We start from the raw sequence: 15,796 nt of genomic DNA, 5'->3' as shown, positions 1-15,796 counted from the left end.
GGCGAAAGCATCCCGCAATGACCCGACCTGCCCCAGCAGATTTGCGACATTCCAGTGTTGGCCGGGCGTATGCCATCGTCAAGGAAGAAACCGTTCGCCGGAAGCCAGCGATCATCCCCGGCCGATGACAGGTGTCAGTGACCGGCGCAAAAGCAGCCACAACACCGCCGAGCTACCGTCAGCCGGCTCAAACCGTGTTGTCTTCCCCGCCATCGCTGCAGCGATGTGCCATCTTGTGAAGGGATAGCCCTGCAAAGAGCCGCATCATGGATACACCCGAACTCTCGCCAGAACACCGGGAGATGCTGGAGAAAATCGAAGCGTCAAGACATTCCGATCCACAGGCGGCGCGTGACCTGTGCGAGCAGATTTTTGCCGCATCGCGCAAGAAGTGGCAGCCGCTGGCCCACGTGAAGGCGGCGGAATACTACGCAATCATCCTCGATCACCAGGGCCGCTCGCGCGAGTCGATCGACATGCTGTTCGAGGCCCTGCAGGCGGCCCAATCGGCCCACTTGTTCGCAGGCGAAGCACATCTGCTGGAAGGCATCGCGCGCGGCTATTACACCGCGGGTGAATATCGGCTGGCCATTTACTACTGGGCACGCTGCATCGAGATCGCGAATCTGGCCGGCAACGAGGCGCGCACCTGGATGCTGGCCAAGGTCGGGCTCGGGGCCGTCTACTACGCGCTGGAGGACTACGCCGCCGCGCTGGAGATGCATGAAGCCGCCGCGAGCCGCATCCCGGAAGTCGATGACCCCTATCTGGAAGCCAAGATCATCATCAACCTGGGAGTCGATCGCATTCCGCTGGGGCAGCAAGACGAAGCCGCCCCCCTATTCCAGCAGGCACTGGTGCTTTGTTTGCAGCATGGCTATGCGGACTATGCCGCTGAATGCTTCTTCCATCTTGGCGAGCTGGAAACCCTGGCGGGCAAGCTTGACCTGGCGGCGGACCATCTGGATCAAGCCTTGCTCAGCGCTCGCAGCGTGAGCTATCGCTGGTGCGAATCCAAGGCGCTGGCAGCTTATGCAGACGTCTACGCCCTGCGGGGCGATGCCGAGGCAGCGCTGGAACATATCTTCATCGCCCAAGCCATCGCCCGGCAGTACGGCCTGTTGCACATGCTGGTGCACCAACACTTTGCCGCCGCCAACTATGCCGAGGCCGCCGGCAATCTGTCCTTGTCGCTGGCGGAGTTCCGGGCGGGCCATGACCGCGAGCTGGAGCTGCATGCAGCCAGCAGCGCGACACGGCAAGAGGATCTGGAAAACAAGGCCGGCTTGCGGCCCAGCGCCAGCCGCATGCTGGTGGAGCTGGCCAACAACCGGCTGATCGACGACGGCGTGCTCGATGAAGTCTTCGAGCTGCTCACCGCGCAAGCCTGCCAGATCATGGGCATCCAGCGTGCTTCGGTGTGGCTGCTTACCCCTGCCGAGCAGGAAACGGTCGAATTGAAATGCGCCTGCCTCTATATCGCCAGCGAGCAGGCCTATGGCACCGAGCCCGCCTTGCTACGCGACAAATACCCGGCCTTCTTCGGCTGGCTGGACGCCCCGGACGCACTGCTCGCCCATGATGCCATCCACCATCCCTATACGTGGGAACTGGCCCCGGACTACTTCACGCCGCATGGCATCAAGTCGCTGCTGGCCTTTGCCATCCGCTCTGCCGGGCACATCGCCGGTTTGATGTGTTTCGAGCATATCGGCCTGCAACGCAACTGGACGCCGGACGACGCTTTGCATGGCAGCCAGTTGGCGGACATCGCCACCCGCGCCTTGGGAAATCACGAGCGCAAAAAATTCCAGCGCCTGATCAAGACCCTCAACTTCCGGCTGACCCAAGCCAACGAAGCGCTGGAAGCCAAGGTCAAGACCCGCACCGCCGCGCTGGAAAGCGCCAATGCCGAACTGCATCAGGCCATGGACAAGCTAGTGCAATCGGAAAAGCTCGCCTCACTGGGCAGTCTGGTGGCGGGGATCGCCCATGAATTGAATACCCCGCTGGGTTGCGCCATGACCGTCGCTACCACCTTGAATGACGAAACACGGGTCTTCACCCAGTTGCTGCAGGACGGCCAGCTACGCAAGAGCGATCTGGAAACCTATATGCAGAAATGCGGCGACGGCGCGGTGTTGCTGGAGCGAAACATCCATCGCGCCAACGACCTGATCAGCAACTTCAAGGAAGTCGCGATCGATACCACCAGCATGCGCCGCCGCGTGTTTGATCTGCGTGTGACCGTCAACGAAGTCCTCGCCACCCTCACGCCGCTGTTCAAGCACACGCCCTACGCCATCAAGACCGACATCCCCGAGCAGATCATGCTGGACAGCTATCCCGGCCCGCTGGAGCAAGTGATCACCAATCTGGTCACCAATTCCCTGCTGCATGGCTTTGACGGGCGCAAGCACGGGCATGTGCACATCTGGGCCACCGCACCCGGCAGCGCCAGCGTGGTGCTGCATTACGAAGACGATGGGCGCGGCATTCCTGCCGAGCTGCTCAAGCGGGTGTTCGATCCATTCTTTACCACCCGGCTGGGCGAGGGTGGCAGCGGGCTGGGCTTGTATCTGGTCTACAACCTGGTCACCAACGTCATGGGCGGCGCGGTAAAACTGACCAGCGAGCACAATCGATTTACTCGCTTTGAACTGACGCTGCCGCTGAACCCGGCCGTGCCGGACGGCGAACAGGGCCTGTCACCGTTTGGCAGCGGCGTCAGGTGATCGGCCACGCCTGAGAACCTGTTCACGATCTGTCGCGAGAGGCCCTCAGCGGGGTGAAGAGCAGCGCAAAAACCGGAGTGTACTTTTTGTACATGAGGATTTTGAGCAGCGCATGAGCCCCGATCAGGGCTTCGCAGCAAGATCGTGAACAGGTTCTGACGCGCGTTTCACGGCCGGAGAAGGCTTGAATCAGGTACAATCGCGCGTTTTTCGCAACGAATTCAACGCCATGCCCGATATCGCCCGCGAAGTAGCGCGCCGCCGCACCTTCGCCATCATCTCCCACCCGGATGCCGGTAAAACCACGCTGACCGAAAAGCTGCTGTACTTCTCGGGCGCGATCCAGATGGCCGGCACCGTCAAGGGCAAGAAAGGCGGCAAATTCGCGACCTCCGACTGGATGGAAATCGAAAAGCAACGCGGCATTTCGGTGGCCTCGTCGGTGATGCAGTTCGACTACCGCGATCACGTGGTCAACCTGCTCGACACCCCCGGCCACCAGGATTTCTCGGAAGACACCTACCGCGTGCTCACCGCCGTGGATAGCGCGCTGATGGTCATCGACGCCGCCAAGGGCGTGGAAGCGCAAACCATCAAGCTGTTGAACGTCTGCCGCATGCGCCATACGCCCATCGTCACCTTCATGAACAAGTACGACCGTGAGGTGCGCGATTCGCTGGAACTGCTGGACGAAGTGGAAAGCGTGCTCAACATCCGTTGCGCGCCGGTCACCTGGCCGGTCGGCATGGGCAAGACTTTCCGCGGCGTGTATCACATCCACAAAGACCAGGTGATCATCTTCAAGGCCGGCCAAGGCCCGCTGGACGACGTGGAAATCATCGAAGGCATCGACAACCCGCGTCTGGACGAACTCTTCCCGCTGGAAATCGATAACACTCGCATGGAACTGGAACTGGTGCGCGGCGCATCGCACCCGTTCGATCTGGAAGAATTCCTCGCCGGCACGCTCACGCCGGTGTTCTTCGGCTCCGCCATCAACAACTTCGGCGTGCGCGAGATTCTGAACGCGCTGGTCGATTGGGCTCCTGCCCCAGCCGAACGCGATGCCACCGTGCGTAGCGTCGATCCGGCCGAAGAAAAGTTCTCCGCCTTCGTGTTCAAGATCCAGGCCAACATGGACCCGAGGCACCGCGACCGCATCGCCTTCATGCGCGTGTGTTCCGGCGAATTCACCCGTGGCATGAAATTCAAGCATCTGCGTTTGGGCCGCGACGTAGCGGCGAACTCGGTCGTGACCTTCATGGCGCAAGGCCGCGAGCAGGTCGAAGAAGCCTACGCCGGCGACATCATCGGCGTGCCCAACCACGGCAATATCCAGATCGGCGATTCGTTCAGCGAAGGCGAAGCACTGGCCTTCACCGGCATCCCCTACTTTGCGCCGGAGCTGTTCCGCATCGTGCGCATCAAGAACCCGCTCAAACTCAAACAGTTGCAGAAAGGCTTGCAGCAGCTGGGCGAAGAAGGCGCGGTGCAGGTGTTCAAGCCACTGAATGGTTCGGATCTGATCCTCGGCGCGGTCGGCGTGCTGCAGTTCGAAGTCGTCGCCAGCCGTTTACTGAACGAATACGGCGTGGAAGCGATCTTTGAATCCACCAGCATCTACACCGCACGTTGGGTGACGTGTGATGACTCGAAAAAGCTGGTCGATTTCGAGAACAACCTCGGCAACAACCTCGCGCGCGATGCCGCCAACAGCCTGGCTTACCTCGCCACCAGCCGGGTCAATCTCGACCTGACGCAAGAGCGCTGGCCGGGGGTGGTGTTCCATTCGACACGTGAGCATGCGGTGACGCTGTAAGCGCCCCTGCCCTCGCCGCCGCAATGCAAAACAGCCCGCAAATGCGGGCTGTTTTATTTCGCCACTACGAATCCAATGATTCTTGATGGCGACTCACTCAATCAACCACCTTGGCAAGCGCGTTGGCAGCTGGAATAGCTCGGCGTACACATGCTGTAATTGCCGTTGTTCACGCTCAAGCAGGAATACAGCGCGCTCGTGCAGCTAGCGCTGCAAGAAGGGTCCGATGCGCCGGCCAGACCAGCAGCGAATCCAAAACCAAGAATCAGAGCGATCAACTTCTTGTTCATTTGTTAGCCTCAATATGGGTGGATTTAACAAGCATTTTTTTGCAGTACGGCATACCGTACGAAGTGGGATTAAAAATACCAATCCCGAATAAAGGCCAATGAAATGGCTCTCGTTATTGAACAACGTTCACTTGGATTCGTTCAACAAGCCGAGTGCGGCGTCGAATTCACCCGGATTGAACCCGGTGATTTTCCGGTTGCCGATCAACACCACCGGGAAGCGGCTTCCCCCCAGTTGGTCGAATTGTTTTTTTGCCGCCGGCTGCTTTTCAACATCCAGATCCAGATAGGCAATATGTTTCGATTTGAGATACTCGCGGGCCTTGGCGCAGAACGGGCACCACGCCGTGCCATAGAGCACAACCTTCGTCGCCGGATTGGGATAAAAGGCGTGATAATCGCCCGCCTCGTGGCCGGGTTTGAACCAATCGGCCGCATGCGTTGCGGCATAACCACCGCCCAAGCCGATAACGAGAAACAGCGCATAACCAATTACGGATTTAAAAATACGACTCACCGGATCGACCTCATATTGTTGTATTTGCTGTTCAAACCGCTTTTGGTGCAGCAACAGCGTGTAATTCGGAACATTCGGAAATGGATAGACAAAACCCTTCCCGTTACAGCATTTAGCAATGCTGGAAGCTATCGGCAGGCACGCGCGAGCCCACCCGCTTGCAATAACAAACAGTTATTTCATTTTTTACGAATGCGATTCAAATAAAAGCACTGCTTTCGAAGCTGCCTGCATAGCGACAGCAGCGCGGATCGGGATAAGCAAACCGAGTGCGAACGACAGCTTTCTTCAAGGCCATCTGTTTAACACAAGGCCGAACATGCTCATGTCATATTTCGCGAAAAAATATATCACACAAAATTTTGCATGCGTAAATATATTTTATTACTTACGAAATTTTATAGAAAGATTCAAATTGGTATGCATCGCGCCGGAGCAGCACCGAGGCGAGATCGACACCCGGCAACAAAACAGCCCGCTTCATGCGGGCTGTTTTGTTTACGGCCAATCACATCACGCATCACTGTAGGAACAGCGTCCCCACCGAAATGTGCGGCCAATCGATGCCGACGAAATTGAGCGTCACGTTCTGCGTGTATTGCAGCACGTGGAACGGCCGGCCCGTAGGCGGCTTCACCGTTTCGATCCAGAACGTCGTCGTCACGTTCGTTGCAGCCGCGTTGTTGTTCTCGGCATTTTTCAGGAACGGGATATTGAGCACGCCGATATCCGGCCGGGATGTCGCCTCCAGCACCACCGTCTCGACGATATGCTTCTTGAATGGCGCAATCGCAGCTTCCAGAAACAGGTTCGGGTTTTTGACGATGGCCCGATCAGTGAATGGCTCCGGCAACGGCATGTTCTGAAATGGCATCAGGTAATCGAGCGGCAATTGCCCGCCGCCCACCTTCGTCGGCGCGGTATTGGCCTCGGCGAAATGCGGCTTGCCATCCGGCGAGTGGAAGCTCTTGCCCACCAGCAGGATCGACGTGCCATGCGGAATCGACGCTTGGCGCACGATCGATGCTGATGCCGGCGGCACCGATGTCTCCGGCACGTTCAGCCAAAAGCCCGGCTCCAGGTGGAGCGCCTCGCCGGTGTTGCTGTCCGAAATGGATTGAAGATAGTGCAGGCCGAACAAATTGATGTCGTCCTGACCCTTTGATGAATCATGAGTCAGCTCCGAGCCCCGGTTGGGCACCGGGCCGCCGATGGGTTTGAACTCGATGGTTTCAAGCGTGGCATTCATCAGCAACCGGAACAGGCCCGGCCCGGTGCTGGGCGGGTTGCGGTCAAAATCCGGCAAGGAAATCAGGTTGAACCCCTTGCCCACCCACCGGCCCGTCAAGCCGGATAGCAGGCCGAGTTGTTCTGCCTCTTCGGATACGGAAAGACCACTGCGGAATCGTTCGATCACTTGCTGCTCCTCGGGTGATTTGAATCAATCGGGTAATTAATATGAATACATACAAACATGCGTCAGGATATTTATATGGAATATCCGATATATTCATACACCATAATTACGCTATTAATTCAAACCACTGCGGATAGTGGCAGCACACTATGCGGCCCCATCCTACAAAAACGCCCTCTCCCCCGGCCCCTCTCCCGTAAACGGGCGAGGGGAGACAAGCGCGGCTCAGCCTAGTTGGAACCATTGCAGCATCAAATAACGTCACCCTCTCCTTCAAGGAGAGGGCTGGGGAGTAGATGGTCTGCCCCCCCTTTCAAAAGCGCCCCGCCAGCCAGACCGGCACGGGGGTTTCGGGGATCGAGTGTTTGAGGGCTTTAGCCCGAGTTTTCGATTCCCGCCTGTGACGGGCTGGCTGGCGGGGGAATCTGGCGCTTGCGCCAGACGCTTTTGCAGGGTCGCCTTTCTTGGCTTACTTTCTTTGGCGAGACAAAGAAAGTGAGTCGGCCTGCGGGACGAACTCCCGCTTGTAATGCTTTTAATCGCGCCATCGGCGCTAAAGCCCGTCCGCCAGACGGAACCGGCATGTAACGCCTTTACCTGCGCCAACGGCGCTTGACCTCTATGCCCGCAACATCCCCCACGCCATCCGCACCAACTCATCCTCAAACTCCCGCGTCCCCAATAGCGGCGAATTCTCCAGCGAGGCGCTGCGTATCGCGCCCATCACCGCCCGGCTCAGCACAAAAATCATCGCCGGGCTAGGTGGGCGCAGCGCTGGCGAGTTGAGCTGACTCATCGCCAAAGCGATCTGCTCCGCCCCTTCGCGCATGGCCTGGATCACGTTTTCGTGATGATCCATGCGCCAGGCCAGCCGGATCATCGCCCGCTTGGCACTGCCGCCAGCACCAAAGGCTTCGATCAACATGCGGATGCGTTCGCGCAGGATGGTTTGCGGATCGGCCTTCTCTCGCACCGCCCGCTCCAGCATCTGCTGTATCTCGTCCATCGCCTTGCGGCGGCTCCGGTTGATCAGCGCCAGCAGGATCGCCTCCTTGGTCGGGAAGTACTGATACAGCGTGCCGATGGAAAAACCGGCCTTTTGCGCGATCTTGTTGGTCGTCAACGATGACTCACCCTGCTCTTCGACAATCTGAGCAGTCGCCTCGAAAATCGTCTCGATCGTGCGTTGCGCACGATCCTGGCTTGGCTGTTTACGCATGTTTTGCGCGGCATCGCCGCGATGGCTGTTCTTCGGTGCGGGCATGATTGAAAACTGAGCATTAAGCGAGTTGAGGCCACCGGCCGGAAACTGAACAATGCTCACATTCACCACGACAATCAAGCCGCGCATCATGAACCAGACGCCCTCCCCACTCCTCGTCCGCAAACTGGCCATCGATCTGTCACGCGGCTTTGCCCGGCACTGGCATGGCGGCGATGCGTTTCTGAGCATGTACTACAACGCCTTGTCGATGAGCTTTCCGGTCGGCGAGCAGTTTTTCATCGATTCCGTGCGTGCCGGCATCGCGTTATTGCCAGATGATCCGCAGCACGCCGAGCTGCGCGAGATCGTCCGCCAGTTTGTCGGGCAGGAAGCAACACACCGCCACCTGCACCACCTGTACAACACACATCTGGCTCATCAAGGTCTGGTCAACCACGTGCAACATTGGACTGCTTGGCGCATCGCGCTTTGCCGCAAATACAACCTGCACCCGCTGCACCAATTGGCGATTACCGCGGCCTTTGAGCACTGCACTGCGGTCTTTGCCGATGGCACCTTGCGGTATCAAAACTGGTTCGCCAACGCCGATCCGACCATGCAAACGCTGTGGCGCTGGCATGCGGCGGAAGAGACCGAGCATAAGGCGGTCGCCTTCGATCTCTATCAAACCCTGGGTGGCAACTACATGCGTCGCATCGCCTGGTATCTGTACGTCGTCGTGCTGTTTTCGCTGGAAGCGACAGCACAAACCGGGCTCAACCTGTGGCGCGATGGCAGTTTGTTCAAACCGGGTAGCTGGTGGTCGGCGACGAAGCTGTTGCTGGGCCGAAATGGCGCGCTGTGGCGTTGCAGTGGGCCGCTGCTGGCCTATTTGAAACCGGGGTTTCATCCGAACGATCAGGACAACCGGCAGCTCGCAGCGCAATGGCTGACGGACAACGCCACGAGCTGGCAGAGTGCACAAGCGCATTGAGCCCATCGACCTTGCCGGCGCGGCGTGTTCCTGCAAGGTTGAGCAGTCCAGCTATGGCCGTATCAACGGCAATGGCCCCGAAGCGCCGGTCTGCTCGAACGTCTTGCGGGTCACGAAGGAAACGCCGGTATCGATATTCTTGTTGTCGGGCTTTTCACCGTTCATCACCCGATACGCCATCGTCACCCCGGTGTAGCCGATCTCGAACGGGCGTTGCACGACCACGCCGTAGAGTCCCCCCGTTTGTAGCGACTGACGGAAGAAGTCGTTGAGATCGAAGCCGATATGCACGATGCGCGCTTTTCGGCCCAGATCCTGCAGCGCGGAGATGACGCCATAGGTGGTCGATTCATTCGGCGTGAATACGCCATCCACCGGCACGCGCAGCTGGCCAAGGATTCTTGCCGCATTGGCCCGGGCCTCGCCGACCCCGGAGCCGATGTATTGATCCACCACGACATCCAGTCCGGCGCTTTTGGCGCTTTCGATAAAGCCGGCTTCTCGCTGGTCGGTCGAAGGGATGCCCTTCTTGAGCCGCAGGACGGCGACTTTTCCTTTCCCGTTCAGTTCGAGCGCCATCATCTGGCCGGCCAGCTGCCCGGCCTTGAAGTTGTCGGTGGAGACGATGCCCGCGACATCCGACCCTGGCATATCGCGATCGATGTAGACGGTGGCGATGCCCCGCCGTTTCAATTCATTGACCCGCTGGGCCACCTGCGGGCTGGCCGGCGCAATGACAAATACCCGGCAATGTTTTTCCAGAAAGGCATCGATGAACTTGATCTGCACTGTGCTATCGGCTTCATCGTTCGGGCCACGGAAATACACATCGATATTGAGATCGCGCCCTGCCTGCTCGGCGCCGGCCTTGACCTGCCCCCAAAAACCATAGCCGCCCCCCGCCGCCACGACCGACACGCATTCCCTGGCCAGCCCGGATGAAGCGCCGGCAAGCAGCAACAAGCCAGCGAACGCCTGCAGCAGATGGCGCATCACGTGCCGCCTCGCGGTCTTTGAAAACACCGGCACCGCCGAATGCTCAGTGCACGCCGGAATTGTTGAGGAGGTAATCCACCGCCGCCTTCACCTCGGCATCGCTCAGCGCCGCATTCCCACCCTTGGCCGGCATCACGTAATAGCCGGTAAAACCCTTGATGGCACTGGTGTAGAGCGCGTCGCGCCCGCCGGCCATGCGGTCTTTCCATGCCGTGGCATCGCCCAATAACGGCGAGCCATCAACACCCGGCGCTTTGTGGCAAGCGGCGCAATTCGCCAGGAAAACACGCGCCCCGCTTTGCTCGGGGGTTTCGGCATGGGCCAGTGACAATGGCACCACCAACGCACAGGACAACACGATCTTGGATAGGGCCTTGAATTGGGCAGTCCGGCGCGTCATGGCAATCCTCTTGTGTCAGCTCTCGTATTGATAACCTCGCGACATCGGCAACGGGTTCTGCTCCGGGCCGCCGGCCTTGCAGCCCAGCAGCTGGTAGATCGAAACCCAATCATTGCGAAACGCCCATGCGCACCCCGCTAAATATAGACGCCAGATCCGGTAGCGTTTTTCTCCGGCAATCGCGCGCACCTGATCGGCGTTCGCCTCGAAACGCTCAGCCCAGATCGTCAATGTTTTGGCGTAATGACGGCGCAGCGATTCGGCATCGACCACTTCCAGCCCGGCCCCGGCCATCTCGCGCATTGCCAGGCTCACATGCGGCAATTCACCGTGCGGGAAAACGTAACGATCAATGAAATCCGCACTGCCGTAGGGCGTATCGCCGCCGTCGAGATCGCTGGAGGTGATGCCGTGATTGAGTACCAATCCACCCTCTTTCAGCAGCGAATGGATCTTGCCGAAATACGCCGGCAGGTTTTTCAGGCCCACGTGTTCGAACATGCCCACGCTGGTGATCTTGTCGAAACGGCCTTCCATATCGCGGTAATCGCACAGCAGCACCTTGCAGCGATGCTGCAGGCCGGCAGCGTGAATGCGCTGTTGTGTCAGCTCGAACTGCTGTTCGGACAGCGTAATGCCGGTTGCCTTGGCGCCGTAATCCCGCGCGGCCCGCAGGATCAACGCGCCCCAGCCGCAGCCGATATCCAGCAGCGTTTCGCCCGGCTTGAGCTGGATCTTGCGCAGGATGTGATCCAGCTTCTTTTCCTGTGCCTCATCCAGTGTTTCTTCGCCGTCTTCGAAATAGGCGCATGAATACACCATATTGCGGTCGAGCCAGAGCCGGTAAAACGCGTTGGAAACATCGTAGTGATAGCGGATCGCCTCGGCATCCTGCTCACGGCGGTGGCGCAAAGCCGGGCGCAGCTGGCGCAAGCGCTTGGTCGGCTTGAGAAAGCGGCTGGCCAGCTCCACCCCCACCTTGAAGATGTCATGCGGTGGGCCGTCGATATGGAGATGCCCTTCCACATAGGCTTCCCCCAACTTGTGCAAGCTGGGCTGCCAGAAATACATCAGGGAAGATTGGGATGGCAGGGTCAGCGTGACGGTCGGCTCTGGCGAAAAAGCGTAGCGCTCGCCGTTCCAGAGATGCAAGGCCAGCGGCAGGCTGCTGCCCTGGCTTAGTGTTGCCACGAACTGCTCGAATCGTTGGCTCCAGAACATGGTGTCCTCCACTCACGAAGCGTACGAATTGATGACAATAGCTCTCTTTTAGACTGACTAAAGTCAGATAGTTTCCGTCAGATGCGTCAGCGTATTCCTACAAACACTTTTGCAGCCGGCCGCGCCATTCGCTGCGGTGCAGTAATCGCCGCGTGCTAAACTCGCGGCCTGTTTTCCTGCTCGGCCGACCATGTACGAACTGCTCATCGGCTTGCGCTATACGCGCGCCAAACGCCGCAACGGCTTCATCTCGTTTATCTCGCTGGTTTCCATCGCCGGCATCGCGCTGGGGGTGGCGGCACTTATCATCGTGCTGTCGGTGATGAACGGGTTTCAGGAGGAAGTGCGCAACCGCATCCTCGGCATGGCCGCGCATGTGCAGATCACCGGCGCGGACAATACGCTGACCGATTGGCGCGCGACCGCGAAAACCGCCGCCCAGAACCCACATGTAAAAGCCGCTGCACCGTATGTCTATGGGCAGGGCTTGCTGGCCAACGGCAGCCAGGTCAAGGGCGTGCTGATGCGGGGCATCGACCCGGCGCTTGAACCCACCGTGAGCGATGTCGCGCAACACATGGCGGCGGGCCAGCTTTCCGATCTGCGGCCGGGCGAATTCGGCACCGTGATTGGTTGGCAACTGGCAGCAGAACTCGGCGTGCGCCAGGGCGACAAGATCACGTTGATCACGCCGCAAGGCCAGGTCACGCCGGCCGGACTGATTCCGCGCTTCCGCCAGTTCACCATCGTGGGCATCTTCCGCGCCGACTACTACCCCTACGACGCGGGCCTCGCGCTCATCCAGATCAACGATGCACAAAAGCTGTTCCGCACCGGCGAGGCGGTTTCCGGCCTGCGCTTGCGGCTGGATGACCTGTTCAACGCCCGCCAGACCGCGCGCGAAATCAACCGCACCATGCCGGACATGCTGGTTTCCGATTGGTCAGCAGAGAACCCGACCTACTTCCGCGCCGTGGAAATCGAGAAGCGGATGATGTTCATCATCCTGACCCTGATCGTGGCAGTAGCCGCCTTCAACCTCGTCTCCACCTTGGTGATGCTGGTGACGGACAAACAGGCCGACATCGCCATCCTGCGCACGCTGGGCGCATCGCCCGGCTCGATCATGAAGATTTTCGTGGTGCAAGGCGCGCTGTCCGGCTTTATCGGCGCGGGTACTGGCGTGGTGGGCGGCGTGTTGGTGGCGCTCAATATCGGCAGCATCGTGCCCTTCATCGAGCGCGTGCTCGGCACGCAAATCCTCTCGCCGGATGTCTATCTGATCACCGAACTGCCCTCGCGCGTGCAGACCAGCGACGTGACGTCGATTGCGGTGATTTCGCTGCTGCTATCGCTCGCCGCCACGCTTTACCCGAGCTGGCGCGCCAGCCGCGTCAACCCGGCCGAGGCACTGCGCTATGAGTAATGACGCGATGAATACCTCCAAACCCGCCATCCTGCACGCCACCGGCCTTGCCAAGACCTACAAGGCCGGCAAGCTGGAAACGCCCGTGCTCACGGGCATCAACTTCTCGCTGCATGAAGGCGAAACCGTCGCTGTCGTCGGCTCATCCGGCTCCGGCAAATCAACGCTACTGCATTTGCTGGGCGCGCTCGATGCCCCCAGCGCTGGCAGCGTACGCATCGGCGATGTGAATCCATTCGCCTTGTCGGAAACCGCACGCGGGCAGCTGCGCAATGAAAAGCTCGGCTTCGTTTATCAGTTTCACCACCTGCTGCCCGAATTCACGGCGGTGGAAAACGTCGCCATGCCGCTGTTGATCCGCCGCATGCCCAAGGCTGAGGCGTACCAGATCGCCGCCGCCATGCTGGAGCGCGTTGGCCTGGGGCACCGGCTGGAACACAAGCCGGGCGAGTTGTCGGGCGGCGAGCGCCAACGCGCCGCCATCGCCCGCGCCTTGGTCACCAAACCGGCCTGCGTGCTGGCCGACGAGCCGACCGGCAATCTGGATCGGCACACAGCCGAATCGGTGTTCGCGCTGATGCTGGAATTGAATCGCGAATTCGGCGTGAGCTTTGTCATCGTCACGCACGATATCGAGTTAGCGGCCAAATGCCAGCGCACGCTGCATTTGTCGGATGGGCAGTTTGTGGAAGCGCCGGTGGTGCAGGCGACTTGATAAGCTGTTTAAAGTTTCTTAACCGCCTGTTCAAGGCGCTGCAGCTTTTGGCCTCCCCCTTTTTGAAGGGGGACCGAGGGGGATTTCTGCGCCATTGCAACTTGAGATGCCGTCGAAATCCCCCCTAGCCCCCTTCGAGAAGGGGGGAACTGTGCATCGACAAGGAGTACCGGGCATCGGCATGAAAATCTACCGTACCGACCAGCACCCCCTACCCCTGCCGGACGGTCATCGCTTCCCGATGATCAAGTACCGCCTGCTCTACGAGGCCGTACACGCCTTCGCCGCCCCATTGATCCTCGAAGCCCCGGCCGCCAGCGATGCCGAACTGAGCGCCGCCCACACGCCGGACTACCTGCACAAACTCGCCACCGGCACACTCAGCAAAGCCGAAGAACGCGCCATTGGGCTACCGTGGAGCGCCGAACTCGTCACCCGCTCGCGCTACTCCGTCGGTGCAACGCTCGCTGCCTGCCGGACTGCGCTGCTTGAGGGCTGCGGCGCGACCCTCGCTGGTGGCACGCATCACGCCTATGCCGATCGTGGCAGCGGCTTTTGCGTGTTCAACGACAGCGCCGTCGCGCTCAAGGTCTTGCTGGCCGAAGGCGCAATCCAACGCGCATTGGTGATCGATCTGGACGTACACCAAGGCAACGGCACCGCCGCCACGCTCGCAGATAGGCTGGCGCTATTCACCTTTTCCATGCATGGCCTGAACAATTTCCCGTTCCAGAAAGAGACCAGCGACTGGGATATCGAACTGGATGACGGCACCGGCGATGCCGACTATCTGGCTACGCTCGCCGGCACGCTGCCGCAATTGTTCACCCTCGCCCACCCTGACCTCGTGATCTACCTCGCCGGCGCGGATTGCTATGCCGGCGACCGCCTGGGCAAACTCGCGCTCAGCAAGGATGGCCTCGCCCGCCGCGATGCGCTGGTGCTCGATGCCTGCGCCCGTTTCGGTGTGCCGGTCGCGCTCACGATGGGCGGCGGCTATGCCACGCCGATCAGCGACACCGTGGCGATCCAGGCCATGACCATTCAGCTGGCGGTGAACCGCTTCTCTCGCTGAACTTGCCAAGACCCCTCCACCCAGCTAGACCAAAACATTGGGGGCAGAGGAGCACGCGATGAAATGGTGGGTGGCATGGTGTTGCTGGGCAATGATGACCGTGGCCTGTGGCGAAACGATCATCTATCCGCGCCATCAAGCGCAACACGACCCGCAGCTCGATTACATGCTCGCCGTGCTGAAGCTGGCGGTGGAAAAATCCGGCAAGCCGTACACGCTGCAGCAATCCAAACTGGTGATGGTGCAAAGCCGGGTGATTCAGGAGATCGCGGATAACAGCGGCTCGGTCGACATCGTGTGGACCATGACCGATGTGGAACGCGAAAAAACATTGCTGCCGGTCCTGATCCCGATCGATCGCGGGCTGATCGGCTGGCGCATCGCGCTGTTGCAAGCCTCCCGCGCAGATCTGTTCGCCAATGTGGCGACCCGCTTCGATCTCAAGCCATTTACCGCCGGCCAGATGCACGACTGGCCAGACACCCGCATTCTGCGCGATAGCGGGCTCAAGGTGGATACCACCAGCAGCTACGAAGCGCTTTTCCAGCAGTTGTCCGCCGGGCGGTTTGATTACTTCCCGCGTTCGGTGATCGAGATTTCCGACGAGCTGGCCAGCCACAGCGAAATGGGCCTGACCATGGATCGCCACATCGTCATCGAGTACCCGACCGCCTTCTACTTCTTCGTCAGCCGCAAGCACCCGCAACTGGCGGCGGACCTGACCCGCGGCCTGGAAGCCGCCGTGGCGGACGGCAGCTTGCAACGGCTGTTTCACCAGCACTTCGACGCCTTGCTGCGCCGCATGCGGCTGAGCGAACGCCGCCACATCAAGCTGGAAAACGCCTGGTTGCCGTTGAGCGCACCGCTGAACCGGCCCGAGCTTTGGTATCAGCCGGAGGCGGAAGGCAAGACCCCGTAGCACGGGTTAGCCCAAGGCGTAACCCGCAAATTCAGTGTGCAATCGCGCATTGCCCCGCACGGGTCAAA

General features: G+C 59.9%; 13 protein-coding genes. 7 read left to right on the top strand and 6 right to left on the bottom strand.

The genetic code is table 11. The features are described from left to right. The first annotated feature begins 266 nt into the window (after positions 1-266). A complete protein-coding gene (locus BR41_RS22745) occupies positions 267-2,735 on the top strand; it encodes an ATP-binding protein (RefSeq protein ID WP_084186876.1) in 2,469 nt (822 codons plus the stop codon). 229 nt (positions 2,736-2,964) lie between these two features. After that, positions 2,965-4,554 carry a peptide chain release factor 3 gene (locus tag BR41_RS06340; RefSeq protein ID WP_035054384.1) on the top strand — a complete coding sequence of 530 codons (1,590 nt, stop codon included), beginning with the start codon at positions 2,965-2,967 and terminating at the stop codon, positions 4,552-4,554. Between the two features lie 417 nt (positions 4,555-4,971). On the opposite strand, the gene BR41_RS24025 is transcribed toward BR41_RS06340, so the two are convergent. From BR41_RS24025 to BR41_RS06320, 3 genes are all read right to left on the bottom strand, one after another. Beyond that, positions 4,972-5,361, bottom strand: coding sequence for a glutaredoxin family protein (locus tag BR41_RS24025; RefSeq protein WP_035054382.1), 390 nt, complete (start codon positions 5,359-5,361; stop codon positions 4,972-4,974). A 520-nt stretch (positions 5,362-5,881) separates the two neighbouring features. Next, positions 5,882-6,778 (bottom strand): heme-binding protein, encoded by an 897-nt coding sequence (locus tag BR41_RS06325; protein ID WP_035054184.1) that lies wholly within the window; start codon positions 6,776-6,778, stop codon positions 5,882-5,884. Positions 6,779-7,397: 619 nt separating this feature from the next. After that, positions 7,398-8,042 carry a TetR/AcrR family transcriptional regulator gene (locus tag BR41_RS06320; protein WP_035054381.1) on the bottom strand — a complete coding sequence of 215 codons (645 nt, stop codon included), beginning with the start codon at positions 8,040-8,042 and terminating at the stop codon, positions 7,398-7,400. A gap of 52 nt (positions 8,043-8,094) precedes the next feature. On the opposite strand from BR41_RS06320, the gene BR41_RS06315 reads away from it, so the two are divergent. Further along, positions 8,095-8,976 (top strand): metal-dependent hydrolase, encoded by an 882-nt coding sequence (locus BR41_RS06315; protein WP_211251680.1) that lies wholly within the window; start codon positions 8,095-8,097, stop codon positions 8,974-8,976. 51 nt (positions 8,977-9,027) lie between these two features. Here the strand turns inward: BR41_RS06315 and BR41_RS06310 are convergent, their stop codons facing one another. From BR41_RS06310 to BR41_RS06300, 3 genes are read right to left on the bottom strand one after another with little or no spacing between them, the layout of a single operon-like run. Beyond that, positions 9,028-9,969, bottom strand: a complete 942-nt coding sequence (locus tag BR41_RS06310) for an ABC transporter substrate-binding protein (protein ID WP_051710343.1) — start codon at positions 9,967-9,969, stop codon at positions 9,028-9,030. Between the two features lie 46 nt (positions 9,970-10,015). Next, positions 10,016-10,372 (bottom strand): c-type cytochrome, encoded by a 357-nt coding sequence (locus BR41_RS06305; protein ID WP_051710341.1) that lies wholly within the window; start codon positions 10,370-10,372, stop codon positions 10,016-10,018. A 15-nt stretch (positions 10,373-10,387) separates the two neighbouring features. Beyond that, positions 10,388-11,593 carry a class I SAM-dependent methyltransferase gene (locus tag BR41_RS06300; protein ID WP_035054179.1) on the bottom strand — a complete coding sequence of 402 codons (1,206 nt, stop codon included), beginning with the start codon at positions 11,591-11,593 and terminating at the stop codon, positions 10,388-10,390. A gap of 190 nt (positions 11,594-11,783) precedes the next feature. Here BR41_RS06300 and BR41_RS06295 point away from each other — a divergent pair, with 190 nt between their 5' ends. From BR41_RS06295 to BR41_RS06280, 4 genes are all read left to right on the top strand, one after another. Next, positions 11,784-13,019, top strand: coding sequence for a lipoprotein-releasing ABC transporter permease subunit (locus BR41_RS06295; RefSeq protein WP_035054177.1), 1,236 nt, complete (start codon positions 11,784-11,786; stop codon positions 13,017-13,019). A 7-nt stretch (positions 13,020-13,026) separates the two neighbouring features. Beyond that, on the top strand, positions 13,027-13,734 hold the full coding sequence (gene lolD / locus BR41_RS06290; RefSeq protein ID WP_211251679.1) for a lipoprotein-releasing ABC transporter ATP-binding protein LolD: 708 nt from the start codon (positions 13,027-13,029) through the stop codon (positions 13,732-13,734). A 181-nt stretch (positions 13,735-13,915) separates the two neighbouring features. Continuing rightward, complete coding sequence (locus BR41_RS06285; RefSeq protein ID WP_035054175.1) at positions 13,916-14,809, top strand: histone deacetylase family protein; 894 nt, start codon at positions 13,916-13,918, stop codon at positions 14,807-14,809. A 58-nt stretch (positions 14,810-14,867) separates the two neighbouring features. Beyond that, positions 14,868-15,728, top strand: coding sequence for a substrate-binding periplasmic protein (locus BR41_RS06280; protein ID WP_035054173.1), 861 nt, complete (start codon positions 14,868-14,870; stop codon positions 15,726-15,728). The last annotated feature ends 68 nt before the right edge of the window (positions 15,729-15,796 follow it).

It is taken from the genome of Andreprevotia chitinilytica DSM 18519, from assembly GCF_000711875.1.
Classification (GTDB): domain Bacteria; phylum Pseudomonadota; class Gammaproteobacteria; order Burkholderiales; family Chitinibacteraceae; genus Andreprevotia; species Andreprevotia chitinilytica.
This window is presented reverse-complemented; position numbering and strand designations above follow the sequence as displayed.

Bases quoted from the DNA above. Each gene is read 5' to 3' on its own strand.
- BR41_RS22745 (WP_084186876.1), top strand. From the start codon at position 267: ATGGATACACCCGAACTCTCGCCAGAACACCGGGAGATGCTGGAGAAA.
- BR41_RS06340 (WP_035054384.1), top strand. From the start codon at position 2,965: ATGCCCGATATCGCCCGCGAAGTAGCGCGCCGCCGCACCTTCGCCATC.
- BR41_RS06320 (WP_035054381.1), bottom strand. From the start codon at position 8,042: ATGCCCGCACCGAAGAACAGCCATCGCGGCGATGCCGCGCAAAACATG.
- BR41_RS06315 (WP_211251680.1), top strand. From the start codon at position 8,095: ATGCTCACATTCACCACGACAATCAAGCCGCGCATCATGAACCAGACG.
- BR41_RS06310 (WP_051710343.1), bottom strand. From the start codon at position 9,969: ATGCGCCATCTGCTGCAGGCGTTCGCTGGCTTGTTGCTGCTTGCCGGC.
- BR41_RS06305 (WP_051710341.1), bottom strand. From the start codon at position 10,372: ATGACGCGCCGGACTGCCCAATTCAAGGCCCTATCCAAGATCGTGTTG.
- BR41_RS06300 (WP_035054179.1), bottom strand. From the start codon at position 11,593: ATGTTCTGGAGCCAACGATTCGAGCAGTTCGTGGCAACACTAAGCCAG.
- BR41_RS06295 (WP_035054177.1), top strand. From the start codon at position 11,784: ATGTACGAACTGCTCATCGGCTTGCGCTATACGCGCGCCAAACGCCGC.
- lolD (WP_211251679.1), top strand. From the start codon at position 13,027: ATGAATACCTCCAAACCCGCCATCCTGCACGCCACCGGCCTTGCCAAG.
- BR41_RS06285 (WP_035054175.1), top strand. From the start codon at position 13,916: ATGAAAATCTACCGTACCGACCAGCACCCCCTACCCCTGCCGGACGGT.
- BR41_RS06280 (WP_035054173.1), top strand. From the start codon at position 14,868: ATGAAATGGTGGGTGGCATGGTGTTGCTGGGCAATGATGACCGTGGCC.